At 64.8% G+C, this 23,349-nt stretch carries 23 protein-coding genes; 12 read left to right on the top strand and 11 right to left on the bottom strand.

What is annotated here, in order from left to right:
* Window positions 1-3: 3 nt before the first annotated feature.
* The 4 genes from AC07R1_RS24860 to AC07R1_RS24845 are packed head-to-tail and all read left to right on the top strand — an operon-like array spanning window position 4 to window position 2,786.
* Window positions 4-885 (top strand): type II secretion system F family protein, encoded by an 882-nt coding sequence (locus AC07R1_RS24860; RefSeq protein ID WP_103290402.1) that lies wholly within the window; start codon window positions 4-6, stop codon window positions 883-885.
* 1 nt (window position 886) lies between these two features.
* Entirely contained in the window at window positions 887-1,771 is an 885-nt protein-coding gene (locus AC07R1_RS24855) for a type II secretion system F family protein (protein ID WP_011059062.1), read from the top strand.
* An 11-nt stretch (window positions 1,772-1,782) separates the two neighbouring features.
* Complete coding sequence (locus AC07R1_RS24850) at window positions 1,783-2,517, top strand: tetratricopeptide repeat protein (RefSeq protein WP_492618003.1); 735 nt, start codon at window positions 1,783-1,785, stop codon at window positions 2,515-2,517.
* On the top strand, window positions 2,517-2,786 hold the full coding sequence (locus AC07R1_RS24845; protein WP_015634009.1) for a DUF3613 domain-containing protein: 270 nt from the start codon (window positions 2,517-2,519) through the stop codon (window positions 2,784-2,786). The genes AC07R1_RS24850 and AC07R1_RS24845 overlap by 1 nt, the downstream gene beginning before the upstream one ends.
* A 43-nt stretch (window positions 2,787-2,829) precedes the next feature.
* Here AC07R1_RS24845 and AC07R1_RS24840 read toward each other — a convergent pair whose 3' ends face one another.
* Together AC07R1_RS24840 and AC07R1_RS24835 are read right to left on the bottom strand one after the other, a co-directional pair.
* The gene (locus tag AC07R1_RS24840) at window positions 2,830-3,621 is read right to left on the bottom strand and encodes a response regulator transcription factor (protein WP_065364925.1); all 792 of its coding nucleotides are present in this window, start codon (window positions 3,619-3,621) and stop codon (window positions 2,830-2,832) included.
* A gap of 126 nt (window positions 3,622-3,747) precedes the next feature.
* Window positions 3,748-4,215, bottom strand: coding sequence for a prepilin peptidase (locus tag AC07R1_RS24835; RefSeq protein WP_220223638.1), 468 nt, complete (start codon window positions 4,213-4,215; stop codon window positions 3,748-3,750).
* Between the two features lie 74 nt (window positions 4,216-4,289).
* On the opposite strand from AC07R1_RS24835, the gene AC07R1_RS24830 reads away from it, so the two are divergent.
* Together AC07R1_RS24830 and AC07R1_RS24825 are read left to right on the top strand one after the other, a co-directional pair.
* The gene (locus AC07R1_RS24830; RefSeq protein ID WP_011059057.1) at window positions 4,290-4,727 is read left to right on the top strand and encodes a TadE/TadG family type IV pilus assembly protein; all 438 of its coding nucleotides are present in this window, start codon (window positions 4,290-4,292) and stop codon (window positions 4,725-4,727) included.
* A complete protein-coding gene (locus AC07R1_RS24825) occupies window positions 4,724-7,492 on the top strand; it encodes an ATP-binding protein (protein ID WP_495111028.1) in 2,769 nt (922 codons plus the stop codon). Before AC07R1_RS24830 ends, AC07R1_RS24825 begins: the two co-directional genes overlap by 4 nt.
* Here AC07R1_RS24825 and AC07R1_RS24820 read toward each other — a convergent pair.
* From AC07R1_RS24820 to AC07R1_RS24800, 5 genes are all read right to left on the bottom strand, one after another.
* Window positions 7,477-9,471 carry a pilus assembly protein TadG-related protein gene (locus AC07R1_RS24820; RefSeq protein ID WP_495111027.1) on the bottom strand — a complete coding sequence of 665 codons (1,995 nt, stop codon included), beginning with the start codon at window positions 9,469-9,471 and terminating at the stop codon, window positions 7,477-7,479. The genes AC07R1_RS24825 and AC07R1_RS24820 overlap by 16 nt on opposite strands.
* Window positions 9,472-9,630: 159 nt before the next feature.
* Window positions 9,631-10,188 (bottom strand): DUF4136 domain-containing protein, encoded by a 558-nt coding sequence (locus tag AC07R1_RS24815; RefSeq protein WP_011059054.1) that lies wholly within the window; start codon window positions 10,186-10,188, stop codon window positions 9,631-9,633.
* A 38-nt stretch (window positions 10,189-10,226) separates the two neighbouring features.
* Complete coding sequence (locus tag AC07R1_RS24810; RefSeq protein WP_015634003.1) at window positions 10,227-10,835, bottom strand: DUF4136 domain-containing protein; 609 nt, start codon at window positions 10,833-10,835, stop codon at window positions 10,227-10,229.
* Window positions 10,836-10,846: 11 nt separating this feature from the next.
* Window positions 10,847-11,596 (bottom strand): methyltransferase, encoded by a 750-nt coding sequence (locus AC07R1_RS24805; protein ID WP_011059052.1) that lies wholly within the window; start codon window positions 11,594-11,596, stop codon window positions 10,847-10,849.
* The gene (locus AC07R1_RS24800; RefSeq protein WP_011059051.1) at window positions 11,593-11,898 is read right to left on the bottom strand and encodes a MazG-like family protein; all 306 of its coding nucleotides are present in this window, start codon (window positions 11,896-11,898) and stop codon (window positions 11,593-11,595) included. Before AC07R1_RS24800 ends, AC07R1_RS24805 begins: the two co-directional genes overlap by 4 nt.
* A gap of 190 nt (window positions 11,899-12,088) precedes the next feature.
* Here AC07R1_RS24800 and AC07R1_RS24795 point away from each other — a divergent pair, with 190 nt between their 5' ends.
* Together AC07R1_RS24795 and AC07R1_RS24790 are read left to right on the top strand one after the other, a co-directional pair.
* Window positions 12,089-12,382, top strand: a complete 294-nt coding sequence (locus AC07R1_RS24795; RefSeq protein ID WP_011059050.1) for a hypothetical protein — start codon at window positions 12,089-12,091, stop codon at window positions 12,380-12,382.
* 67 nt (window positions 12,383-12,449) lie between these two features.
* Window positions 12,450-13,796, top strand: coding sequence for an MATE family efflux transporter (locus AC07R1_RS24790; protein ID WP_495111026.1), 1,347 nt, complete (start codon window positions 12,450-12,452; stop codon window positions 13,794-13,796).
* Window positions 13,797-13,882: 86 nt separating this feature from the next.
* Here AC07R1_RS24790 and speA read toward each other — a convergent pair whose 3' ends face one another.
* The 4 genes from speA to AC07R1_RS24770 all read right to left on the bottom strand — a co-directional run bounded on the left by speA (window position 13,883) and on the right by AC07R1_RS24770 (window position 18,182).
* On the bottom strand, window positions 13,883-15,796 hold the full coding sequence (gene speA / locus AC07R1_RS24785; protein ID WP_041115725.1) for an arginine decarboxylase: 1,914 nt from the start codon (window positions 15,794-15,796) through the stop codon (window positions 13,883-13,885).
* A 222-nt stretch (window positions 15,797-16,018) separates the two neighbouring features.
* On the bottom strand, window positions 16,019-16,390 hold the full coding sequence (locus AC07R1_RS24780) for a translation initiation factor Sui1 (RefSeq protein ID WP_015634001.1): 372 nt from the start codon (window positions 16,388-16,390) through the stop codon (window positions 16,019-16,021).
* Window positions 16,391-16,574: 184 nt separating this feature from the next.
* On the bottom strand, window positions 16,575-17,111 hold the full coding sequence (locus tag AC07R1_RS24775) for an NUDIX hydrolase (protein WP_011059046.1): 537 nt from the start codon (window positions 17,109-17,111) through the stop codon (window positions 16,575-16,577).
* A 3-nt stretch (window positions 17,112-17,114) separates the two neighbouring features.
* Window positions 17,115-18,182 carry a DUF2333 family protein gene (locus AC07R1_RS24770; RefSeq protein ID WP_011059045.1) on the bottom strand — a complete coding sequence of 356 codons (1,068 nt, stop codon included), beginning with the start codon at window positions 18,180-18,182 and terminating at the stop codon, window positions 17,115-17,117.
* A 288-nt stretch (window positions 18,183-18,470) separates the two neighbouring features.
* Here AC07R1_RS24770 and gcbA point away from each other — a divergent pair, with 288 nt between their 5' ends.
* From gcbA to accB, 4 genes are all read left to right on the top strand, one after another.
* Complete coding sequence (gene gcbA, locus AC07R1_RS24765) at window positions 18,471-20,138, top strand: diguanylate cyclase GcbA (RefSeq protein WP_495111025.1); 1,668 nt, start codon at window positions 18,471-18,473, stop codon at window positions 20,136-20,138.
* A gap of 53 nt (window positions 20,139-20,191) precedes the next feature.
* Entirely contained in the window at window positions 20,192-22,153 is a 1,962-nt protein-coding gene (locus tag AC07R1_RS24760) for a methyl-accepting chemotaxis protein (RefSeq protein WP_236203705.1), read from the top strand.
* 230 nt (window positions 22,154-22,383) lie between these two features.
* On the top strand, window positions 22,384-22,836 hold the full coding sequence (aroQ, locus tag AC07R1_RS24755; protein ID WP_011059042.1) for a type II 3-dehydroquinate dehydratase: 453 nt from the start codon (window positions 22,384-22,386) through the stop codon (window positions 22,834-22,836).
* A gap of 48 nt (window positions 22,837-22,884) precedes the next feature.
* Window positions 22,885-23,346 (top strand): acetyl-CoA carboxylase biotin carboxyl carrier protein, encoded by a 462-nt coding sequence (gene accB, locus AC07R1_RS24750; RefSeq protein ID WP_015633997.1) that lies wholly within the window; start codon window positions 22,885-22,887, stop codon window positions 23,344-23,346.
* Window positions 23,347-23,349 lie beyond the last annotated feature (3 nt).

Here is a 23,349-nt window from a genome sequence, read left to right as displayed (position 1 = left end):
CCCATGATCGGTCTGCTGTTTACCTTGATCTGCCTGCTTCTGCTGGGGCTTTCCGGCTGGCTGTTCTACCACGGCGTGCGCAAGACCGAGCGGGAACGAGTGCTCAACCGCCTGGCCGAAGGGCAGCCCGACCTGACGCCGCAACGCACCTCCTGGAGTGGCCTGGAGCGCGCGTTCGCCCGAGCCGGCCTCGGCCAGCCCAGCGAGCGCCTGGGCCTGTGGCTGGCGGTGTGGGTGGTGCTGATGCTGCTGGGCTATGTGCTGGCGAGCTGGCTCGGCCTGTTGGGCGGCATCCTCCTGCCACCCCTGCTGCTGCGGCTGTATATCGCCTGGCTGTATCAGCGCCGGCTCAAGCGCATGATCGAACAACTGCCGGCCTTGCTCGATCACAGCGTGCGCAGCCTGAAGTCCGGGCGCACCCTGGCGGACGCCGTGCTGGGTGCCATCGAGGCCAGCAACGACCCGCTGAAGAACGCCATGGGCCGCATCCAGCGCAACGTGCAACTGGGGGTCAACCTGCCGGACGCGGTCAGCGATTTTGCCGAGTTCTACGAGCAGGACGAACTGCGCATGTTCGCCCTGGGCCTGAAGGTCAATCATCGCTACGGCGGCAACGCCAGCGAGTTGCTGGAAAACCTGATCAAGCTGATCCGCGAGCGCGAGCAAGGGGCGCGGCAACTGAGCGCGATGACCGGGGAAACCCGCATGACCGCCTGGGTCCTGGGAACCCTGCCGCTGTTGCTGGTGGGCTACTTCATGCTGACCAACCCGGGCTACATGCTGGGCATGTGGCACGACTCCGCGGGGCAGAAAATGCTGATCACCGCGGTGTGCCTGCAGATCTTCGGCTGCCTGGCCCTTTGGCGCATGTTGAGGAGCATCTGAAATGCTGGTACTGGCCGCTGCACTGATGTTTCTCGGGGCGTTGCTGCTGCTTGGCAACGGTGTGCTGGAACAGCGCCGGCGCGAGCGCCAGATCGCCCAGCGCTTGCAGGGCAACATGACCCGCGACAGCCGCCTGGGCAACTGGCTGCGACTGCTGGGCGACAGCCGCTTCGGGCAGCGCGCGGTGAGCATGGACAGTGAAACCCAGACCCTGCTCAACCGTCTGGGCTGGCGCCGCGCCAGAGAGCGCTCACTGTTCGCCGCCAGCCAGATCGCCACGCCGGTGCTGGCCGTGTGCCTGGTGATCTTCATCCAGGAAGTGGCCTTTGCCCAGGCCCAGAGCAAGTGGCTGGTACCCATGCTGGCACTCGGTGCCGGCTACCTGCTACCCAAGCGCGCGCTGGCCTACGCCGCCAAGCGCCGGCAGAAGCACATCGCCCTGGAGATCTCGACCTTCATTCCCCTGCTGCGCATCCTGTTCGAGTCGGGCATGGCAGTGGAACAGGCGTTACGCGTACTGAGCAGCGAAGCGCAAAAGCTGCTGCCGGAACTGACCCAGGAACTGCGCCTGATCCTGGCCCGTGTCGACTCGGGGCTGGAGCTGGGCCATGAACTCAACCAGACCGCCACCCTGCTGGCGGTGGACGAGTTCACCGACACCTGCGTGATTCTCCAGCAACTGATCCTGCAAGGCGGCGGGGCAATGAAATCGCTGCAGGCGCTCAAGCAACTGCTGGACGACCGGCGCCTGACCCGCCTGCAGGAATACATCTCGAAAATGTCCGCAAAAATGTCGGTGGTGATGATGCTGTTTCTCTTCCCCGCCCTGTTGATCGTGCTGGCCGGGCCAGGCTTCACCGCCATCGCCCGGGCCTTCGCTTCCTAAGAGGGAACCTGATGAAAGCCATGATTGTCGTTGCCGGCCTGTTGCTGCTCGGAGGATGCGCCAGCAACGGCCAGACGCCCTGGGCGGCCCTGACCAACTCCAGCAGTTGCGCCAAGCTCAGCTCCGAGCAGGAACTGGCAGTGAACCTCGCCGACGAAATGGCCACCGATGGCAAGCTGCACGCCAGCCTGGCCAACCTGCAGAACCTGCCGGACAACCTCGCCGAGGTGCGCGTACGCAAGGCGCGAGTCTATCGGTTGCTGGGCCGCAGTGAGGCCGAACCCTTGTACCGCAGCCTGCTGGGCTCGTGCCTGGCCGCCGAAGGCGAGCACGGCCTGGGGCAGTTGGCGGCAGCCAGGGGCGACAACGGCCAGGCCCAGGCGCACCTGCAACGGGCCGCGCGCCTGGCGCCGACCAATGAAAAAATCCGCAATGACCTGGGGGTGGTCTACCTCAACCAGTTGCGCATCGAGGATGCGCGCTTCGAGTTCCTCACCGCCATCGAGCTCAAGCAGTCCGAGCCCCTGGCGGCCATCAACCTGGTGACCCTGTTGCTCTACCAGGACAACTGGCAGCAGGCCGCGCAAGTGGTCAGCCAGGCGAGCCTGAACCCGCAGCAGTTTGCCCAGGCCCAGGCCCGCGCCGAAGAGCTCAAGGCCCCGACCGCCCCGCGCGCCAAGGTGACCCAGGTCGCCAGTGGCGCTACCACCTTGCAGCCAGACGCCGCACCCGCCAAGGAGCGCTGATGATGAAACTGCCGATGTTCTATTGCACTGCCCTGCTGGCGCTGCCCCTGGCCGCCCAGGCCATCGAGGCCGGCCCTGCTTCACCCCAGCAACAGGAAACCGAAGCCTGGCTACTGTTGCAGAACCGCAACCTGGCGTCCTCGCCCCAGCCTCAGACGGCCACGCCCACCGAACGCGAGCTGGCGCTGCAGCGCTGGCTGAAGAAATACAAATACGAGATCCCGGACCTGTACGACCCGGACGCCGGCGGCAAGGTGGAAACCAAGTAGGAGAAAGCCCGCAACCGGTGGCGAACGGCTCGCCGCCGCGGGCTCAGTGGGCAGTCACCCGCTGGCGCAGCCCGGAATTGCTCGGTGACAGGGCCAGGGCCAGCTGTGTGCGGTTATGCATGTGGGTCAGGCGCAGTACCTGGGAGACATACAGCTTGACGGTGTTTTCGGTGATCCCCAGCTCGCAGGCAATCTGGTAGTTGGTCTGGCCCTTGCCCACCAGTCGGGCCACATCCAGTTGCCGCGGCGACAGCTGGTTGAAGATGGCCGGGATCTCGATGGCATCCCCTTCGCCGGCGCCTTCGCCCCGGGCCTCTTCGCTGCGGCTGGTAGCCGGGCTGCGCCGGACCTTGTCCAGATCCTGGTACAGGTCATCGATGGATTCGGAAAGAAACTGCAGCTTCTGGTTGAGGTGCCCCAGGTGCAGGTTCTTCTGCCGTTCCTGCAAGGCGACCTCCTGACGCTGCAGGCCTTCGAGGAGTTCGTCCAGGTCGATGGGCTTCTGGTAGTAGTCGGCGATGCCGGCGCGCAGGGCCTTGATCACGTCCTGCTTGTCGGACTGCCCGGTGAGCATGATGGCTTCGAACACCCGCTGCTTGCCGGCCATCCGTTGCAGCTCCTGGACCAGCTGAATGCCGTCCATATCGGGCATGTGCAGATCGCAGAGCACCAGGGAAATTTCCGGGTCCCTGTTGAAGCATTCCAGCGCCTGGCGGCTGGATTGGCAAGGGACACAACGGTAACCGCTGCTTTCGAGGAACTCGCAAAGCTCTTCGACAATCAGGGGCTGATCGTCGACCACGAGCACCTTCATCTGTGAGGTGAGCTTGTTCACGTGCTACTCCGTGCGGGCCAATCGCCGATTGGCCACTCCTGTGCTGCCACGCATGATCCGGGCAGCCACGACTTAAAACCTAGACCTACTTTCCGACTATGTACATAGCATTAATGGGTCCGGCGACTAGTGGATCACGCTCACAGTTAAGACCATTCCAGCCAGGACAAAAGGGGCAAAAGGGTATTTTTTTGACCCCCTCCCAGCGCGCCCTGCCACGGGGGTATCAAGTGCTTGTTTCTGCTGGGGCCAGAGCCTGAGCACAAGCAGCCAGAGCAGGCTGCACAGACCGGCGGCGATGAACGTCCCCAGCAGATACAGGGGGCCGGAGGCCAGCCCCAGGGCCGCCATCAACTTGACGTCGCCGGCGCCCATTCGTCCGCTGGCGTAGCCGGGCAAGGTGAACAGCAACGCCAGCAACAACGCCCAACCGCCCTGGCTCGCGCCGGCCCCCAGCCAGGTCGTGCCGCTCCACAGCAGGTAGACCGTCGCCAAGAGCGCGGCGCCAAGAGTCAAACCATTGGCAATATGCCGCTGACGCAAATCCTGCAGCGCACAGATTGCCAACCAACCCCACAAAACCCAGAAATGCATTAGCCAGAACGGTCCCTTTTGCCGGAATGGTCCTATGCTCAATGGACATAGTGGTTGTCAGGGTAGACGCACTCATGAAACCGGGCCTCCCTAGAAAGCAGAAAGGCGCTGTGGCGATCGAATTCGCCGCGGTGTTCGTGATCTTTTTCGCGGTGTTCTACGGTCTTGTCAGCTACAGCCTGCCGCTGCTGATGATGCAGTCGTTCCACCAGGCCACTGCCGAAGCGGTGCGTCGCGCGGTGATGGTCGACCCCAATACCCCGAACTACGCCACCACGGTGCAGAACCTCGCCAACAGCGTGGTGCAGACCCAGACCCAGTGGATTCCCCCGCCCTTCAACTTCGCCGCCACCGACTACAGCGCGGTGTACAGCGCCGGGGTGCTGACGGTCTCGGTGAACTACCCCACCAGCAAGCTGAACCAGGTGCTGCCGCGGCTGGTGCTGCCGGGAATCGGCCCGGTACCCAGCCTGCCCACCACCCTGACCGCTAGCTCGAGTCTGCAATTTTGACCTCTGGCGACAAGCTGCTCGGACGTCTACTGGGCCGCCAGGCGCTTCCCGCCGCACAGCCGCACAGCCCGCTGCCGCCCCAGGCGGTGGGCCTGCAACTGGTGCTCGATCAACAGGGGCGCATCCTCACCAGCCACGGCCCGCTGCGCCACAGCCTGATCCAGCTGCCCCCCTCCCGGGAGCCACCGCACCTGCTGGACTACGTATTGCCCGGCAGCGTCCTGGCCCTTGAGGGCGGCCCTGCCGACTGGAGCGGCCAGGTGCTGGACCTGGACCTGCGCGGCGCCGGCGGCCAGCCCCTGCACCTGCGCGGCTGGGTCCAGCGCTGTGGGCAGGAATGGCACCTGCAACTGCTGGATATCGGCGACCTGGTCCAGCAGCGGCAACAGGCCCTGGGGCGCGAGCAGTGCCGGGTGTTTGCCGCCCAGGCCAGCGAACAGTTGCGCCTGTGCAACCTGACCCGCCTGCCGGACGTGCTCCACGACCAACTCACCGACCTGGCCCGCTATTGGCACATTCCCTGTCTCGGCCTGGCCCTGCTCGACGAGCAGGAGCAGGGCTGGGTGATCCACAGCTGCTACAGCGCCCATGACGCCCCGCGCCTGTGGCAGGAAGGCCAGGCCCTGGGGGCCGGCCTGGACAGCCTGAGCGGCAACACCCCGCAGCACCTGAACCAGATCCAGGGCCTCAACGAACACCCGCGACTGCAAGGCATCTTCGGCCATCGCGAAGGCTTCCTGGTGCCGTACCGGGATGATCACGGCGTCGCCGCCTGGCTCTTGTGCGGCTGCTACGCGGTCCAGCAGCATGCCCCGTACCTGCTGGATCGCGACTGGCTGATGCTCGCCGCAGCCCTCGCCGGGCCCTTGCTCAGTCGCCTGCGAGAGCATCGCCATCACCTGCACCTGGAACGCCTGGAGGCCCTCCAAGGGCTGCTGGGCGCCGGCTGGTGGGAGCTGTGCCCGGACACCGCCGAAATACTGCTGGCCAGCCGCCTGGCCGCCAGCCTGCACCTGCCTGAGGATGGCGCTCGCCTGAACGTGCAGGCCTGGCTGGAACTGATTCATCCCGCCGACCGCGGTGAACTCAGCAGCCGCCTGCAGGAACTGAAACTGGGCAAGCCGCTGCTGCTCAATGTGCGCCTGCACGAGCCCGACCCCAGCGCCCCCCAGCGCTGGTATCGCTTGCAGGGCCAGGCCCTGGGCCGAGGGGAAAGCCAACGCCTGGTGGGTTTCATGCTGGACATCAGCGACATCAAGAACCAACAGCAGCAGGCCGCCGCCGCCCATGCCCGGCTGGACAACCTGATCGCCAGTTCACCGGCGGTGATCTACGTCCAGCGTTACCAGGAAGGCGCCTTGCAGCCGAGCTTTTTCAGCGCCAGCCTGCACCCCCTGCTGGGCTGGAGCCTGGCGGACTGCACGGCGCAGCCCCTGGCGGAGTGGGTACACCCCGACGACCGCGACCTGTATTTCCAGCGCTGCCGCCAGTTGCTGCGCGAAGGCAGTGTGCATACCCGCTATCGGCTGCGCGATCGCCACGGGGCATACCACTGGGTGCTGGACGAAGCCAAGCTGCTGCGCGACGACCTGGGGTTGCCGGTAGAAGCCGTCGGCCTGTGGCTGGACGTCACCGAGGCAACCCTGGCCGCCGAGCAGGTGCGCCAGAGCGAAGAACGCTATCGGATCCTGGTGGAAGATTCGCCGGCGATGATCTGCCGCTATCGCCCGGACCTGACCCTGACCTTCGGCAACCGGCCGCTGGCGGCCTACCTGGAATGCGCCCCCGAGGAACTGCCGGGCAGCAACCTGGGGCAGTGGCTGTCCGCCGAACAGCGTGAAGGCTTCGAGCGCCGGCTCAAGCTGTTGAGCCCGGAATATCCCGTGAGCACCGCCGAGATCAACCTGCAATTGCCCGGGCGCGAACATGCCTGGTGGGTGTGGTCGGATCGCGGAGTGTTCGATGAACAGGGGCAACTGCTGGAAATCCAGGCCGTGGGCCGCGACAACACCGAAGTCCGGCGCGCCCAGCAGCAGCTCACGCAAAGCGCGAAAATGGCCACCCTGGGGGAAATGGCCACCGGGCTTGCCCACGAGATCAACCAGCCGCTCAACGTGATGCGCATGGCCATCGTCAACGTGCTCAAGCGCCTGGGCAATGGCGACGTGCAGATCGACTACCTCACCGACAAGCTCAAGCGCATCGACGCCCAGGTCCAGCGTGCGGCCCGGGTGGTGGACCACATGCGGGTGTTCGGCCGACGCTCGGAAGTGGAACAGCAGCCGTTCAACCCGGCCCACGCCATCGAAGGCACCCTCTCGCTGCTGGCCGAAGGCATGCGTGGCAAGGGTCTGGAGTTGCGGATCAGCGAGCTGGGGTTCGAGGTCCAGGTGCTGGGGTTTGTCGACCAGTTGGAGCAGGTATTGATCAACCTGCTGGTCAATGCCCGGGACGCCCTGCTGGGCAAACAGGAAAAGCAGCACGACTTCAAACCCTGGATCGCCGTGTACGGCCAGCGCGACGAGCAGTGGGTACGCCTGTGGGTCGAGGACAATGGTGGCGGCATCGACCCGCGCCTGCTGGAGCGGATCTTCGAGCCGTTCTTCACCACCAAGCCGGTGGGCATCGGCACCGGGCTCGGGCTGTCGGTGAGCTATGGCATCGTGCAGAACATGGGGGGCCGCCTGAGCGTCAGCAACAGCCAGGACGGCGCGCGCTTCTGCATCGAACTGCCGATCGCCGAGGCGGATCAGATCACCAGGTAGGCCTTGCCGGTCTGCCCGCAGGTGAGGTTGGCCCCCACTTCCACGTCCATCAGGTTGATCCCCAGCCCCGACAGCAGGTTATTCAGCAGAGGGTCCAGCAGCGGGCTCAGGAGCCCGGTGATCAACGGCGTGAGCAGGTTGCTGACCCCGCTGATGGCCGAAGCCAGCCCCGTGACAATGGCCCCCAGCGGGTTGTTGTTGACCGGCTTGTAGACGATCAGGTTGATGCCGGCCAGGGTGCCCGCCAGGCTGTTGACGATGTTCGTGGTCGGGGCCGCCGTCTGGTAAGTCGGGGTCTGGTTGACGTTGGGCGGTATCGGAAACGGCGACGCCGAGCTGGAGAACACCAGGTCCTGGGTATTCTGCGCCACGCTGGTGTTGACCATCACCGCGATGCCGCCGCCCGCGTAGTGCACCACCGGGTCGCAGCGCCCCGGCAGGACCAGGAACTGGTAGCAGGTGCGTATGCCCAGGTCCACCAGCGGCAACGGCTTCACCACGGGCTCGGCGGCAGACGAAAAGGCATTGGCCGGGTCGATCTGGCCGACCTTCAAGTCGGCGATGGAACTGATGGCATGGGCGGTCAGGCTCTTGGTCCCGCTGTTGTTCACCGGGCAGCTGTAGTCGGTGACATAGGCAATCGCGCCCCCCGCGTCCAGGCTCAGGTCGATCTCCGATGAGGAGGCGATGGCCGGGTATAGCTGTTCGCACCCCGCCCCCAGCAGGCATAACGCCGAACCCAGGGTCGCCACCAGGTTCAGGCTCAGCAGGCTGTTCAACACCGGGGTCAGCGGCGCCACCAGGTTGCCCACCGCGGTGCTCAACCCGGAAACCAGCGGCAGGGACAGATTGACCCGCACCAGGGTCCGTACCTGCGCAGTGCGCACATAGATCCGGTTGGCGCCCATGGGATCGGCCTTGGCCAGCGCCGGATTGCCGATGGCCGACAACTGCGGCGGCTCGATGACCTTGGCCTGCACCGTGATATTGGCCAGCCCCAGCACGTTGATCGGCAAGGTCGCCGCCACCGCGCTGTTGCTGTTGGACAACTGGATCACCGCCTGCAACAGCTGGAACAGTTGCAGGTTGGCATCCAGGGCGGTGCTGGGCAGGCCGGTCTGCAACTGCAGGATATCTCCCAGCTTCAAGGGCGCGGCATTGATCGCGGCAACCTGCAGGTTGCCCAGGGCGGTCAGGATGTCGGCGGTGGCGCCATTGGCCTGGACCACGGTGATCGCCGCCTGGATCAGTTGTGTCACGCTGGTGGTGGTATTGAGCAACTGGGTGTAATTGCCAGCGGCCACCCCCAGATTGATCGCCAGTTGGTTGAGGTAGCTCAGCAGGTTGATGTTGGTGTTGAGCAAGCCGTTCCAGCCCACTGCGCTGAGGCTCAGGCTGCCCCCCAGCATCCCGCCCACCAGTGGGTTGAGAATGCTCGATTGCGCGGTACTGACGGTGCCCAGGGTGCTGCGAATGCTCAACTGCGCCACGGTGGGCGTCGGCGCCGCGGCAACGGCCGTGGCGCTGAGCTGGGTGGTGAGGTTGATCGGCCCCGGTGTGAACAGGGCCGTCACCCCCGATGCCACGCTGATGGGCACGGTATGGGTGGCGATCACCCGTATCGCCACCGCTTGTGCAGGGTTGGCAGTGAAGGTCCGCAGGCCGTTGGCCCCGGTGGTCAGGGAACCGCAGGAAGTGCTCAGGCTACTGCCGGTGGCTACGGTAAAGCCGTTGCGGGTGGCGTTCTGGCCGGCGTAGGCGGCGGCCGTCAGGCCGGCCTGGCAGGTGCCGCCACGGCTGACGGCCTCCAGCGCGGCGTTGTCCGCCACGCGCTGCAACTTGCGCTGTTCCATGTAGAGCCGGCCGCTGTCCACTACCAGCAACATCAGCAACAACGCCAGGCCGAAGGTCACCGCCGCCATCAGGCCAATGGCCCCGCGCTGACGGGCCGGGCCGTAAAACCGCTTCAGGGGAGACATCGGGGCACTCCTTTACCGGCTCGCAGCCGAGCGCTATCTCCATCGATGAAAGCAGTGTAGTCAAAGGCCGTGGCAGACGCCGGCCGGGGCGCAGGGGCGCCGGACTGGCGGCAGCAGGCAGGGCCGCACACCCTGTGCCGCCCTGCCCGGTCGAAGGTTTCAGTGGGGCGGGTAGTTCTGCAGGATGCGCATCACCGTAGTGCGAACCGCGGCGCTGCGATCTGCCGGGTTGGGCGAGCTGCTGAGCATCTGCTCGTCGCTGCCGCGCCACACCAGCTTGCCGTCCTTGCCGTCCAGCAGGTCGATCTGGATGGTTGCCACCTTATAGGTGATGTTGCGGGTTTCGTTGTACATCGGCCCGCCCCAGTAGCCATTCCACGGGCCGCCCCAACCGCCGCCATAGTTGGTGGTGACCTGCTGCTGGCGGTCCTCGACGATCAGGTACGCCTGCACATTCAGGTCGGCCCGGGCACCGCCCTGGGCCGGACGCAAGCCGCGCTGGTCCAGTTGCTCGGCCACCGCCTGGCGGATGCGCTGTTCGGTCAAGTCGCTCTTGATCCGTGGATCATCCGGGCGGTATTGCAGGGCGGGTTCTTTCCAGTTCCAACTGCGGTAGGCGCCAAAGTCCCGGCTGGCGTCGAAGTCATGATTGACCTGGTTGGCGGCGCAGGCACTGAGCAAGGCGGCACACACCAGTAGAGCGATTCGATGGAACATGCTGTTTCTCCGCTTGAAGACAAAAACCGGGGGCGATCCTAACTGGGAGGATAGGTCGCCATTGCCTTTTGCACCGCCTCACGCAAGGCATCGGCCCGCTCGCCGAGGCTGCCGCGGCTGCTGGTCTCGGCGCTGGCGCTCCAGACCGGTTGGCCGCTGGCGCCGTCATACAGGTTGACCCGCACCACCACCACTTCCACCTCGTAGGTGCGCACCACCGGCACGCTGCCGTACATGCCGTAGCCCGGGCCATAACGGTTATAGCCGCCGTAACCGCCATACCCGTAGTCGTCCTGGACCTGGCGCAGGCGCTTTTCCAGGTGCAGGTCGGCGCTGACCCACAGGTCCGCCGGCCGGTTGTCATGCACAGGGCGCAAACCCTGCTGATCCAGGGCATTGCTGACCGCCTCGGCAATCTGCGCCGAGTCGGCCCAGGCCGAACCGCTGGGCAGGCGGCCATTGAGCCAGGCCCAGTTGCGGTAGCGGCCATAGTCCCGTTGCGGCGCCGGGTAGGCGCTGCGGTCAAAGGTGTTGGCCGCTTGCGGCGGGGCCGGCGGCAGCGGGTTGGAGCTGGCGACATAGGGGTTGCTGCCCTGACAGGCGGCAAGCCCCGAACACAGGAGGATCAGACCCAGGCGGTGTTTCATTGCACACTCCGTTAGACCGGCCGGCACAGCCAATGCAGATAACGCCCAAGCCCGGCGAAACTTGGGTGTCGACGGTGAGCCAGCTCCATTTCCAGCAGATCCGTCAGCTCGGCACGGGCCTGGAACTCCACCGGCATGTAATCGTGGAAAACCCGCACTCCGCTCTGGCTTTCGACTCGCCACAGGCCCTCAAGTTGCGCCGCCAGCTCGCGAGGATCAAGGGGCTGTTGCGGGGTCAGGCTCTGTTTCTCGCCGGCCATGTCGTTCTTGCGCATCTTGCGGAAGTGGCCCTTGAGCAGGTTGCGGTAGACCAGTGCGTCGCGGTTGTAGAAGGCCAGGGACAGCCAACCATCAGCGGCGGTCAACTGATGCAGCACCGGCAGGATCGCGTGGGGTTCGGCCAGCCATTCCAGCACCGCGTGGCACAGCACCAGGTCGTAGGGTTCGGTCAGTTGCCCCAGCAGTTCCTGCCAGGGCGCCTGGATGAAGGTGGCCTGCTGCCCGGCGTCGGCAAAGCGCTGGCGGGCGCCTTCAAGCATGGGCGCGGCGGGCTCGGCCAGGGTGACCTGGTGCCCGCGCTCGGCCAGCCACAAGGACATGTGCCCCAGCCCGGCGCCGATATCCAGCACCCGCAGTGGCCGCTCGGGCAGCGCTTCCTTGAGATCGGCCTGGAGCACCGCCAGGCGGATCGCGCCTTTGGCGCCGCCATAGATCTTCTCGGCGAAACGGGTCGCCAACTGGTCGAAATGCCGGTCGCTCATGAGCAGAACCGCCGTTCGCTGTCCGCCAGCTTGCTGCGTACCACCTGGTCCATGTCCAACCCCAGCTCGCTGCACAGCAACAGCAGGTAGAGGACGATATCCCCCACTTCCTGGCCGGCATGGGCCAGCTTGTCTGCTGGCAGTTGCCGCGACTGGTCCTCGCTCAGCCACTGGAAGATTTCCACCAGCTCGGCCATTTCGACGCTGGCGGCCATGGCCAGGTTCTTCGGGCTGTGAAATTGCCGCCAATCGTTGCGGTCACGAATGGCGTGCAGGCGTTGGGTCAGTTGCTCTAGGTTCATCGGGGTCTCCTGAAGGCGTATAGCTTCCGGGGGATGGGCGTGGGACGCAAGAGCGCTTTCGCCGGCAAGCCGGCTCCTCCAGAATGCGCAACCCCCGGCAGCTTCTATGCTTAACAGGGAACTCGCCACGGGTGTTCATGGCCCAAGCTTGAGCTCGGGCACTCGGCCCATCTTTCATCAGGACGCGCACATGCAGGTAGAAAGTTTCTTCGAATGGCTCGGCCAGGCCATCGGCTCGGTGATCCGCTTTATCGTCGACCTGCTCAGCGGGTTGTTCAATACCCTGACCCACGCCGGTGGCAACTTTGTCGACGGCCTGTCCCGCGCCCTGGGCATGGACACCTCGATCGTCAGCATCATTGCCCTGATCATCGGCCTGATGTTCCTGTACTCGGCGATCCGCGCCTTCATGCGAGCCTCGATCATCCTCGGCATCATCTGGCTGGTGCTCGGCCTCTGGCTGCTGAGCTGGATCATCCACTGATCCCCCCGCACTAACCCCCGGCGCCCGCGGGCGCCGGGTACAATGCCCGCTCTCGCAAGGAGCCTGCATGCCCCCCCTGACTTCCGATTGGCGTCACCGCCCCACCCATCGCCGCGTCTGGGCCCTGGCCGCGCCGATGATCCTGTCGAACATTTCCGTGCCCCTGGTAGCGCTGGTGGACAGCACGGTGATCGGCCACCTGCCCCACGCCCACCAGCTGGGCGCCGTGGCGGTCGGTGCCAGCCTCTATACCTTCCTGGCCTGGGCCATGGGCTTCCTGCGCATGGGCGCCACCGGCTTCGCCGCCCAGGCCGCCGGGCGCGGCGACGGGGCGGCGCTGCGGCAGATCCTGCTCCAGGGCTTGATACTGGCCATGGGGCTGGCGCTGCTGCTGGGCGCCATAGGCGTGCCCCTGAGCGGCGCGGCGCTGCACCTGATGCAGCCCTCGGCGGAGCTGGACCAGATGACCCGGAGCTTTTTCCACACCCGCCTGCTGGGCCTGCCCGCGGCCCTGGCCAGCTTCGCCCTGGTGGGCTGGTTTCTCGGTACCCAGAACGCCCGGGCACCGCTGGCCATCCTGCTCAGCACCAACGTGCTGAACATCGCCCTCAACCTGTGGTTCGTCCTCGGCCTGGACTGGGGCGTGGTGGGCTCGGCCCGGGCTTCGGTGATCGCCGAATGGAGCGGCGCGCTGGTCGGCCTGGCCATGACCCGGCCGGCCCTGCGGGCCTATCCGGGGCAAATCGCCTGGGCGGCATTGCGCCGCTGGCAGAGCTGGCGCCCGCTGCTGGCGGTCAATCGTGACATCTTCATCCGCAGCCTGGCCCTGCAGTCGGTGTTCTTCCTGATCACCGTGCAAGGCGCCCGTCTGGGCGATGCCACAGTGGCGGCCAATGCCCTGCTGCTCAACGGCCTGCTGCTTACCGCCCATGCCCTCGATGGCCTGGCCCACGCAGTGGAGGCCCTGTGCGGCCACGCCATCGGCGCCCATGACCGCCCGGCCCTGCGCCGCTCGCTGGTGGTAGCCGGTGGCTGGTCGCTGCTGGCCAGCCTGGGGTTCGCCGTGCTGTTCCTGCTGGGCGGCCACCTGTTCATCGAAATGCAGACCGATATTCCCGACGTGCGCCAGACCGCCTTTACCTACCTGCCCTACCTCGCCGTACTGCCGTTGATTGCGGTCTGGAGCTACCTGCTGGACGGCCTGTTCATCGGCGCCACCCGGGCCCGGGAAATGCGCAACGGCATGTTGCTGACCGTGCTCCTGCTGCTGCCTTTTGCCTGGGCGCTGCAAGGCCTGGGCAACCACGGCCTGTGGCTGACGTTCCTGCTGTTCATGTTCCTGCGCAGCCTGACCCTGGGCGCCTTCGCCTGGCACCTGCAGCGCCGCGACCGCTGGTTCGCCGAGGCTCGCTGAACCTCGTGCCCGCAGGCCGCACAGCCTGAATTGCGGGCAAAAAAAACCCACCGCAAGCGGTGGGTTTCCAGGGTTCGCCGGGGCTGTCAGGAAGACAGGTAGGACGAACGGGTCAGGCCCAGGCGCAATGCGTCAAGGAACTGGGTACGCTCGGCGGCGCTGATCTTGGCGCTGGCCACCTTGTCGCGGTAGTGGGTCATCAACTCCTCCGGCGACAGGTGCACGTAGCGCAGCATGTCTTCGATGGTGTCGTGGGTCTCGATCCCGGCGTGGTACACGCTGCCATTGGCCCGCTGGTAGATGTTCACCGAGTCGGTGTCGCCGAACAGGTTGTGCATGTCACCAAGGATTTCCTGGTAGGCGCCCACCAGGAAGATCCCCAGCAGGTAGTCCTCGCCCTCGTTGAGGCCGTGTACCGGCAGGCTGGTCTCGATGCTCTGCTCGTCGACGTACTGCTTGATCTTGCCGTCGGAATCGCAGGTCAGGTCCTGCAGCACCGCGCGGCGCAGCGGCTCTTCGTCGAGGCGGTGCAGCGGCAGGATCGGCAGGACCTGGCCGATGGCCCAGGTGTCCGGCAGGCTCTGGAATACCGAGAAGTTGCAGATGTACTTGTCGGCCAGCTTGTCGTTGAGCTCGTCCAGCACCTGGCGGTGGGAACGCTGGCGCGCCTTGAGCGAGTTGTGCAGGCGCCGGCATACGGCGAAGTAGCACTGCTCGGCCAGGGCTTTCTCGGCCAGGGTCAGCTTGCCGTCGGCGTACTGGGCGGCCACGTCGCTCATGTAGTGAGTGGCGCGCCAGTAGGTTTCGGTGACCATTTCAATGTCGGTCGGGCCCAGCAGGTCCACCAGCCATTGCACGGTTTCCGGCAGCTCCTGCTTGTTGTCGATCTGCGGCACGTCGTCGTTGTGCTTCTCGACGTCGGTGACCTGCACCACCAGCATGGCGTGGTGGGCGGTCAGGGAGCGGCCGCTCTCGGAGAAAATGTGCGGGTGCGGCAGGTTCTGCGCGTCGCAGAATTCCTTGAGCATGCCCACCACCACGCCGGCGTAGTCGTCCATGTCGTAGTTGATCGAACTGGCGTTGCGCGAGTGGGTGCCGTCGTAGTCCACACCCAGGCCGCCGCCGACGTCGATGTGGTCCACCGGCAGGCCGAGGTTGCGCAGCTCGCCGTAGTAGCGGATCGCTTCCTTGAAGCCGTGCTGGTAGTCCGCCAGGTTGGCGATCTGCGAGCCCATGTGGAAGTGCAGCAGGCGGATGCCCTGGTCCAGGCCGGCGGCGCGGAAACGTTCCACCACCGACAGCAGTTGCGCCGCCGACAGGCCGAACTTGGACTTTTCACCACCGGTGTCGGCCCACTTGCTCGAAGCCAGGGACGACAGGCGCACCCGCAGGCCCACCTGTGGCTTGACCTTGAGGGACGCCGCTTCCTCGATCACCAGGCCCACTTCGGACTCTTTCTCGATGACGATGAACACGTTGTGGCCCAGCTTCTGGCCCATCAGCGCCAGGCGGATGAACTCGCGGTCCTTGTAGCCGTTGCAGACAATGGTGCCGCCCTTGGGCGCCAGGGCCAGTACCGCCAGCAGCTCCGGCTTGGAGCCGGCTTCCAGGCCGATGGAAACATTCTGGGTGGCGATGATGTTCTCGATCACCGCTTCTTGCTGGTTGACCTTGATCGGGTACAGCGCGGTGTACTTGCTCTGGTATTCCAGGCGCCCGATGTTAGCGTCGAAGGCACCGGTCAGCTGGCGCACGCGGTCCTGGAGGATGTCCGGGAAGCGCACCAGCAACGGCAGGGACAAGCCGCTCTTGCGCAACTCCTCGACCTGCTCGAACAGATCGATGGGCAAGCTGCTCGGGCCGTTCGGACGAACTTCGACGCGACCGGCGTCATTGATCGCGAAATACCCGGCCCCCCAATGGCGAATCCCGTAGACACTGCGGCTGTCCGCAACTGTCCATTGGCTGCCATCGTCTTTACGTGTGCGTCGTACGGACATCGAAGTCCCCTATAAAGAAGTCATAGAGCGCCGCCCCACTCCAGGGCTGGCGCAGTCTAAAGAATGAAAATGACGATTAGCCTGCAAGCGCAATAGACCGCGCCCGCCGTGCCGAGTTTAGAAACCGTTCATGAACAGGCTCTGTGAAAACCATGGAGACGACGCCGGTGTCCTGAGCGAATCAAGACAGGGTCCAGTCACAGGTGGTTTTCACAGAGGCTGCTAGCCGCCGGACTTCTTCGCCTTGAAACCGTGCTTGACCAGTTCCGCCAAGAGTAGCTCGACATGGTCGCCCTGGATTTCGATGACGCCGTCTTTCAGGGCGCCGCCGGTGCCACAGCGCTTCTTCAGCGTCGTGGCCAGCTCCTTGAGGGCATCTTCGGCCAGGGGCACGCCGGTGATGGTGGTCACCGTCTTGCCGCCACGGCCCTTGCTTTCGCGGCGCACGCGGGCAATGCCGTCGCCGGCCGGGATCACGGTTTGTTTGCAGATACAGGCGGCTACCGGCTGGCTACAGTCCGGGCAATGTCGACCTGCGTCGGTGGAAAATACCAGGCCACCAAGGGCGGCGAAGGATGCGGCTTTTTTGGCCACCGGCAATCCTCTTGGGAGGACAAAGACTGGTCGAAGCACATGGCGGTGCCATCGACCGCGAAGCCCCACTCAGGCAGGGGCAGCGCTACTGAACCAGGGCAGCCTGGTTCAGCTTGAAAAGTCGCGCAGTGTAACGGCAAAAAGCCCGGTTGCTAAGAGCCAATCAGCGCCAATTTATGCAACTTTAGCGACGCCGTGCCAGATAGCGCTGCAGGGCAGCCAGGGAGTCCGGGCAATAGGGCTTTTCGTGGATTTCCCGCAGCACCTGATCCAGTGGCATGAAGTGCGCTTCGAGGACTTCTTCCGGCTGCAGGCGCAGCGGGCCGTCCCACACCGCACAGAACGCCGAGCACCAGAGGCGGTTGCCGGTGTCCTCGAAGAAGAAATGATCGTGGGCGACCAGCTCCACCCCGCTCACCCCCAGTTCCTCCTCCAGTTCCCGGGCGGCCGACTCGGCGTAGCTCTCGCTGGCCAGGACCATGCCGCCGGCAGCGACGTCCCAGTAGCCCGGATAGATGGCCTTGCTCAGGGTTCGCCGGTGCACGCACAGCTCACCGGCGGAGTTGAACAGCATGATGTAGGTGCCACGCCCGATCAGGCCGCGCTCGCGCAACTCGGAACGGACCATGGCACCCAGCAACTGGTCTTCGCCATCGACCCAGGCAATCTGTTCTGCATCGGAGGCGGCGCGGTGGGCCGCCTCTTTGTCGGTTGCGACCATGGATCAGCCTTGATTGAGCAATTGACGCAAGTCGATGACCGCCGCGTTGGCCCGGGAAATATAGTTGGCCATCACCAGCGAGTGGTTGGCCAGCACGCCGAAGCCGCTGCCATTGAGAATCATCGGGCTCCAGACCGGCTCCTGGGACGCTTCCAGTTCGCGAATGATCTGGCGCACGCTGACGGTGGCGTTCTTCTTCGCCAGCACATCGGCGAAGTCCACCTCGATGGCCCGCAGCAGGTGCGACAGCGCCCAGGCCTGGCCACGGGCTTCGTAGAACACGTTGTCGATCTGCATCCACGGGGTTTCCACCACTTCTTCATCAACCTGCGGGCCCTGGCCCGGGGCCGGCACTTCGGTCTTCAGAGCAGTATTGAGCTTGACCCGGCCGACGCTGGCCGACAGGCGCTGGGACAGCGAGCCCAGGCGCGTGCCAACGTCGCCCAGCCAGTTGTTGAGGTTGTCGGCGCGGGCATAGAACTGCGCGGTCTTCTGGTTCGGATCGGACAGACGCGCCTGGTAGCGGCTCAGGGAGTTGATGCCTTCCTGGTACTCCGATTCGCTGGACGGCAGGATCCAGCTCTTGTTGTCGAAGTTGAAGCGCGGCTCGGCCTTGGCCAGGTCGGCGTCTTCGGCGGACTGCGACTGGGAACGGGCGAAGTCCTTGCGCAGGGCACGGGTCAGGTCGCGGACCTGGACCAGCACGCCGTATTCCCAGCTCGGCATGTTGTCCATCCACAGCCCCGGTGGAAAACGGTCGTTGGAAATGTAGCCACCCGGCTTGTCCAGCAGGGTGCCGACCACGGTCTTCAGGGTTTCCACGGTGGTGTAGCCCACCACCATCTGTCGGCCTTCCTTCTCGGCGGCGATCTGGGCGTTCTGCTGGACCGGGAACAGCGCCGGCTCCTGGCTCCAGTACCAGCCCAGGGCACCGGTGACCAGCAGATACAGGCCCAGCAAGGTGGCCAGGGCACGACTGAACAGCAGGCCACCGAAATAGCTGCGTGTCGCCGACTTGGGTTCGGCAGCACGATCCGGCGCGCTGCCTGCGCGATTCTTCCAATCCAGCATGGCTATGTCCTTTCAATCACTTGAGTTCATCGGTTCGACCACAACCCTACTCCATCGTGCCTTGCCTTGACGGGATAAATCTTCCGGCAAATGCGCGCCGCGCAATGATTGCGAATCAGCTGGCCACTATAAATGAAGCACAGTCCGGAGCCTACGCGACCAGTCGGTCAGGAACTGAATAACGTCGCTTTGCACATTATTGACGTACGACACTCATGGGACACAAAAGTGGTGCTAGCATAGAGCCACCAGTCGATCTCAGCATGCACCCTAACTAGTAGTCAGGATATGACCGAGCCAGAAGACCCCAGCCGTGAGCGCCTCAAGCACCACTTTGCCCAGCGGGTAATTCATCAGGCACGTCAGATTCTTGAGATATGGCAGCGTCTGCAACGCAGCGAATGGTCGACCACCGACATGTCGGAGCTGTGCGAGGCCAACCTGCGCCTGCTGCGCTTCGCCGAACGTTTCGAACAACCCGAACATACCCAGCTGGCCCGCAGCATCAGCCAGTCCCTGGAAGCGGTGGACGCCAACCGTGGCCGCCTCAGCAGCAACCTGATCACCGACCTCAACCGCCTGATGCAGCGCCTGTCGCGCACCGGGCTGCGCCAAGGCGACCAACTGGAACAGACCTTCCTGCCGCCCCTGCGCAAGCCGATCTACGTGATGCTGCAGGACCACGACCGGGCCGAGCGCCTGGCCAAGCAGTTGGAATTCTTCGGCCTCAGCGCCCAGTCCCTGGACAGCATTCCGGCCTTTCGTTCGTCCATGGTCGAACGCCTGCCGGCGGCCATCGTCATCGATGTGGATTTCTGCGGTGCCGGCATGGGCCTGACCCTGGCCGCCGAGGCCCAGGTCGGCCTGGAGCAGAAACTCCCGCTGCTGTTCTTCAGCCTGCATGAAACCGACACCCCGACGCGCCTGGCCGCAGTGCGCGCCGGCGGCCAGGAATTCCTCACCGGCACCCTGGAAGCCTCCAGCCTGCTGGAAAAAATCGAAGTACTGACCTGCGTCGCCCAGTACGAACCTTATAAAGTGCTGATCATCGACGACTCCCGGGCCCAGGCCCTGCACACCGAGCGCCTGCTCAACAGTGCCGGGATCGTCACCCGCACCCTGATCGAACCGATCCAGGCCATGGCCGAGCTGGCGGACTTCCAGCCGGACCTGATCATTCTCGACATGTACATGCCGGCCTGCACCGGCACCGAACTGGCCAAGGTAATCCGCCACAACGACCGCTACGTCAGCGTGCCGATCATCTACCTGTCCGCCGAGGACGACCTGGACAAGCAGCTGGACGCCATGAGCGAAGGCGGCGACGACTTCCTCACCAAGCCGATCAAGCCCCGGCACCTGATCACCACCGTGCGCAACCGCGCGGCCCGGGCGCGCAACCTCAAGGCGCGGATGGTCCGCGACAGCCTCACCGGCCTGTACAACCACACCCATATCCTGCAACTGCTGGAAGACTGCAGTTTCCGCGCCCGTCGCGAGGGCAAGCCGCTGAGCTTCGCCATGCTGGATATCGACCACTTCAAGCGGGTCAACGACAGCCACGGCCACCCCATGGGCGACCGGGTGATCAAGAGCCTGGCGCTGTTTCTCAAACAGCGCCTGCGCAAGACCGACTTCATCGGCCGCTACGGCGGCGAAGAATTTGCCATTGTCATGCCCGACACCGACCAGGACGCCGCGTGCAAGGTTCTGGACGAAATCCGCCAGCGCTTTGCCGAGATCCACTACCCGGCCCAGCCCCAGGACCTGTGGTGCACCTTCAGCGCCGGGGTGGTGGAAATGCAGGAGGATTCCGACAGCCTGATGATGGCCAGCCAGGCCGACGAAGCCCTGTACCGGGCCAAGCATGGCGGGCGCAATCGGGTCCAGGCCGCGCGATCAAGTCAAAGTGCCATCTTTTCATCCGAATCCACCGATTCGGTCATAACCTTGTAATACAAACGCAATAAATTCAGGCGCTTACCATTTAAGCCGTTGGTAGAGCCCCGATGCGCCTGAAGCTGCTGACCAATCTCAATACCCTGCTGCTCGTTGCCGTTTGCCTCGCCCTGGGGGCGACGCTGTGGTGGTCGCAACGGGCCCTGGAACGCCCCTATCTATTGATGGAGCGCTACCTGGGGCTGTCCCAGCAGTTTCAGAACCAGGTGGCGCGCAATATCGAAGACTACCTGGCCAGCGGCGATGCCCTGCGCCTGAGCAGTGCGGCCCAGGCCCTGGAAACCCTGCAGGGCGAGCTGGGCGAACTGCCGCTACCGCTGGCGCAAAGCCTGCGCCCGAGCCTGGCCAGCCTCGACGACTTCAGCAAGACCGACCTGCTGGCCGCCGGCAAGTTGGCAGGCGATCCCCAGGCCCTGCTGTTGCAGGCCGAACGCGAGCTGGGCGCCAACCTGGAGCAGCTCAGCCAGTACGCCAGCGGGGCCAAGAGCGCGGAAGCGGCGAACTACCTGCCTTTATTGCTCACCGCCTCCCAGCACCTGGGCAAGCTCTCCCTGGCCCGGGACAAGCTGGTGAGCAGTGGCCGCAGCGAGCTGGCCGCCGATGTGGAACGGGAAGTGAACAGCATCCGCGCCCAGGCCGATCAGCTCGAAGCCCTGCCTTTATTGGGCGTGGCCGCCAGCAGCGAATCGGGCACCGATGATTTCGCCGCCATGATGGGCCTGGAAAACACCGAAAAAGCCGCCGCCGAAGATGCCGGCATAGGCTTCAAGCGTGAACTCAACAGCCTGCTCAGCCGCTATCCGGCAGAACTGCAACGCACCCGCGAGCAGATCCAGAAGCGCGCCGACCTGAGCGCCGCAACCCTGCTGAAGATCAACGCCGTGCGCCAGGCCATCGCCGAGCTGGAACCGGCGGTACGGGCCCAGCACGGGCAGATCCAGGGCGAAGTGCGGCTGATGCAGGGGCTGATGATCGGCCTGATCCTGTTGATCGCCCTGGTGATCGACACCTTGCAGCGCAAGCTGGCGCGGGTTCTGACCAACCTCGCCCCGGCGCTGTCGACCTGGGCCGAAGGCGACTTCAGCCGACCGATCCAGCTGGGCAAGACCAACCGCGAGCTGCATGACATCGAGGAGTCCCTGAACCGCCTGCGCGCCTACCTGGTGGACCTGGTGGGCACCATCCGCCAGAACGCCGAACAAGTGGCCGGCAGCAGCCGCGCCCTGGCCGACCTGAGCAGCGGCCTGCACAGCGGCGCCGAGCGCCAGGCCGGCGACACCGCACAGATCCGCGATGCCCTGGGCGAACTGGAAGCCACCATCCAGCAGGTCGCCGGGGACGCCAGCCAGGCCGCCGACGCCAGCCGCAGTGCTGGCCTCGCCGTGCAGCAGGGGCAGAAAGTCATAGGCCTGAGCCTCACCGGGCTGCACGCCCTTGTCGGGGAAGTCCAGGGCAATGCGCAGATGATCGAACACCTGGCGCAGGAGTCCGCCACCATCGGCGGCGTGCTGACGGTGATCCGCTCCATCGCCGACCAGACCAACCTGCTGGCCCTCAACGCCGCCATAGAAGCCGCCCGCGCCGGGGAAATGGGCCGCGGTTTTGCCGTGGTCGCCGAAGAAGTGCGCTCCCTGGCCCAGCGCACCGCCGGGGCCACCGCGGAGATCCAGACCCTGATCGCCGGCCTGCAGGCCGCAGCCCAGCAATCGGTACAAGGCATGCGCGCCCAGGTCGAACACGCCGAGGCCACCGCCGGCCAGGCCCAGGCCGCCGATGGCGCCCTGGACGAAATCGTCGGGGCGATCCAGACCATCGCCGATACCGCCGTGCGGATCGCCGATGTCACTGCCCAGCAGAGCGGCGCGGTGAGCGAAATCCGCGATCACAGCGAACGCATCCACCAGTTGGGCGGCGACAACCTGCTGCGCATCGGCGAAGGCCGGGCCCAGGGCGAGAACCTGCTGGACCTGGGCGGGCAATTGCATACGGCAGTCCAAGCGTTCCGCGTCTAGGCTCTGAAACGGGCGCGCAAACCACAACCCACCGCCATCAGCGACGAAACGGGCGACAAGAAGCACGCCCCCCTTCTTGAGGGCAAATGACCGGATTTAACCTGTCGGTCACATATTTTGCGCAAACATCGGTCATCGTGCTGGCTATTGCAGAGAACTGGACAGTCATAAAGTCTTTCCGGCATAGTCGCCGGGTTCTGACAACAGCCCCCGATAACAAGGAACAACCGATGGCCACCCTACTGGTTCTTCACGGACCCAACCTGAACCTGCTCGGCACCCGTGAACCGGGGGTCTACGGTGCAACCACCCTGGCCCAGATCAACCAGGACCTGGAGCAACGGGCCCGTGATGCCGGGCACCATCTGCAGTACCTGCAGAGCAATGCCGAGTACGAATTGATCGAGCGCATCCATGCCGCCCGCGATGAAGGCGTGGATTTCATTTTGATCAATCCAGCAGCTTTTACGCATACAAGCGTCGCATTACGTGACGCGCTGCTGGCGGTGAGCATCCCATTCATCGAAGTGCATTTGTCCAACGTGCACAAACGCGAACCTTTCCGTCATCACTCCTACTTCTCCGATGTTGCGGTGGGAGTGATCTGCGGCCTTGGCGCCAGCGGTTACCGACTGGCCCTGGAGGCCGCCCTAGAACAGCTTGAACGTCAGGCAAACGCTTGAACGACAAGCGATAAACGCCCCTGACCGACCCTTGGGAGTTGATGATTCATGGATATCCGTAAAGTTAAGAAACTGATCGAACTGCTGGAAGAGTCCGGCATCGACGAGCTGGAGATCAAGGAAGGCGAAGAGTCCGTACGCATCAGCCGCCACAGCAAGACTCCAGCCCAGCAGTACTACGCACCGGCTCCGGTTGCCGCTCCAGTGGCTGCGCCTGCCGCTGCCGCTCCTGCTGCTGCCGCCGCTCCTGCAGCACCGGCCGCACCCGCGCTGAACGGCACCGTGGCCCGTTCGCCGATGGTCGGTACTTTCTACCGCAAGTCTTCGCCTACCTCGCCAGCCTTCGTTGAAGTCGGCCAGAGCGTGAAGAAGGGCGACACCCTGTGCATCGTCGAAGCGATGAAGATGATGAACCACATCGAAGCTGAAACCAGCGGTGTGATCGAGTCCATTCTTGTCGAAGACGGCCAGCCGGTTGAGTACGACCAACCGCTGTTCACCATCGTTTGAACC

It is taken from the genome of Pseudomonas sp. GW821-FHT07F01 (assembly GCF_059418825.1).
Note: the sequence above shows the minus strand (reverse complement) of the source record. Positions and strands in the feature narration are given on the sequence as shown.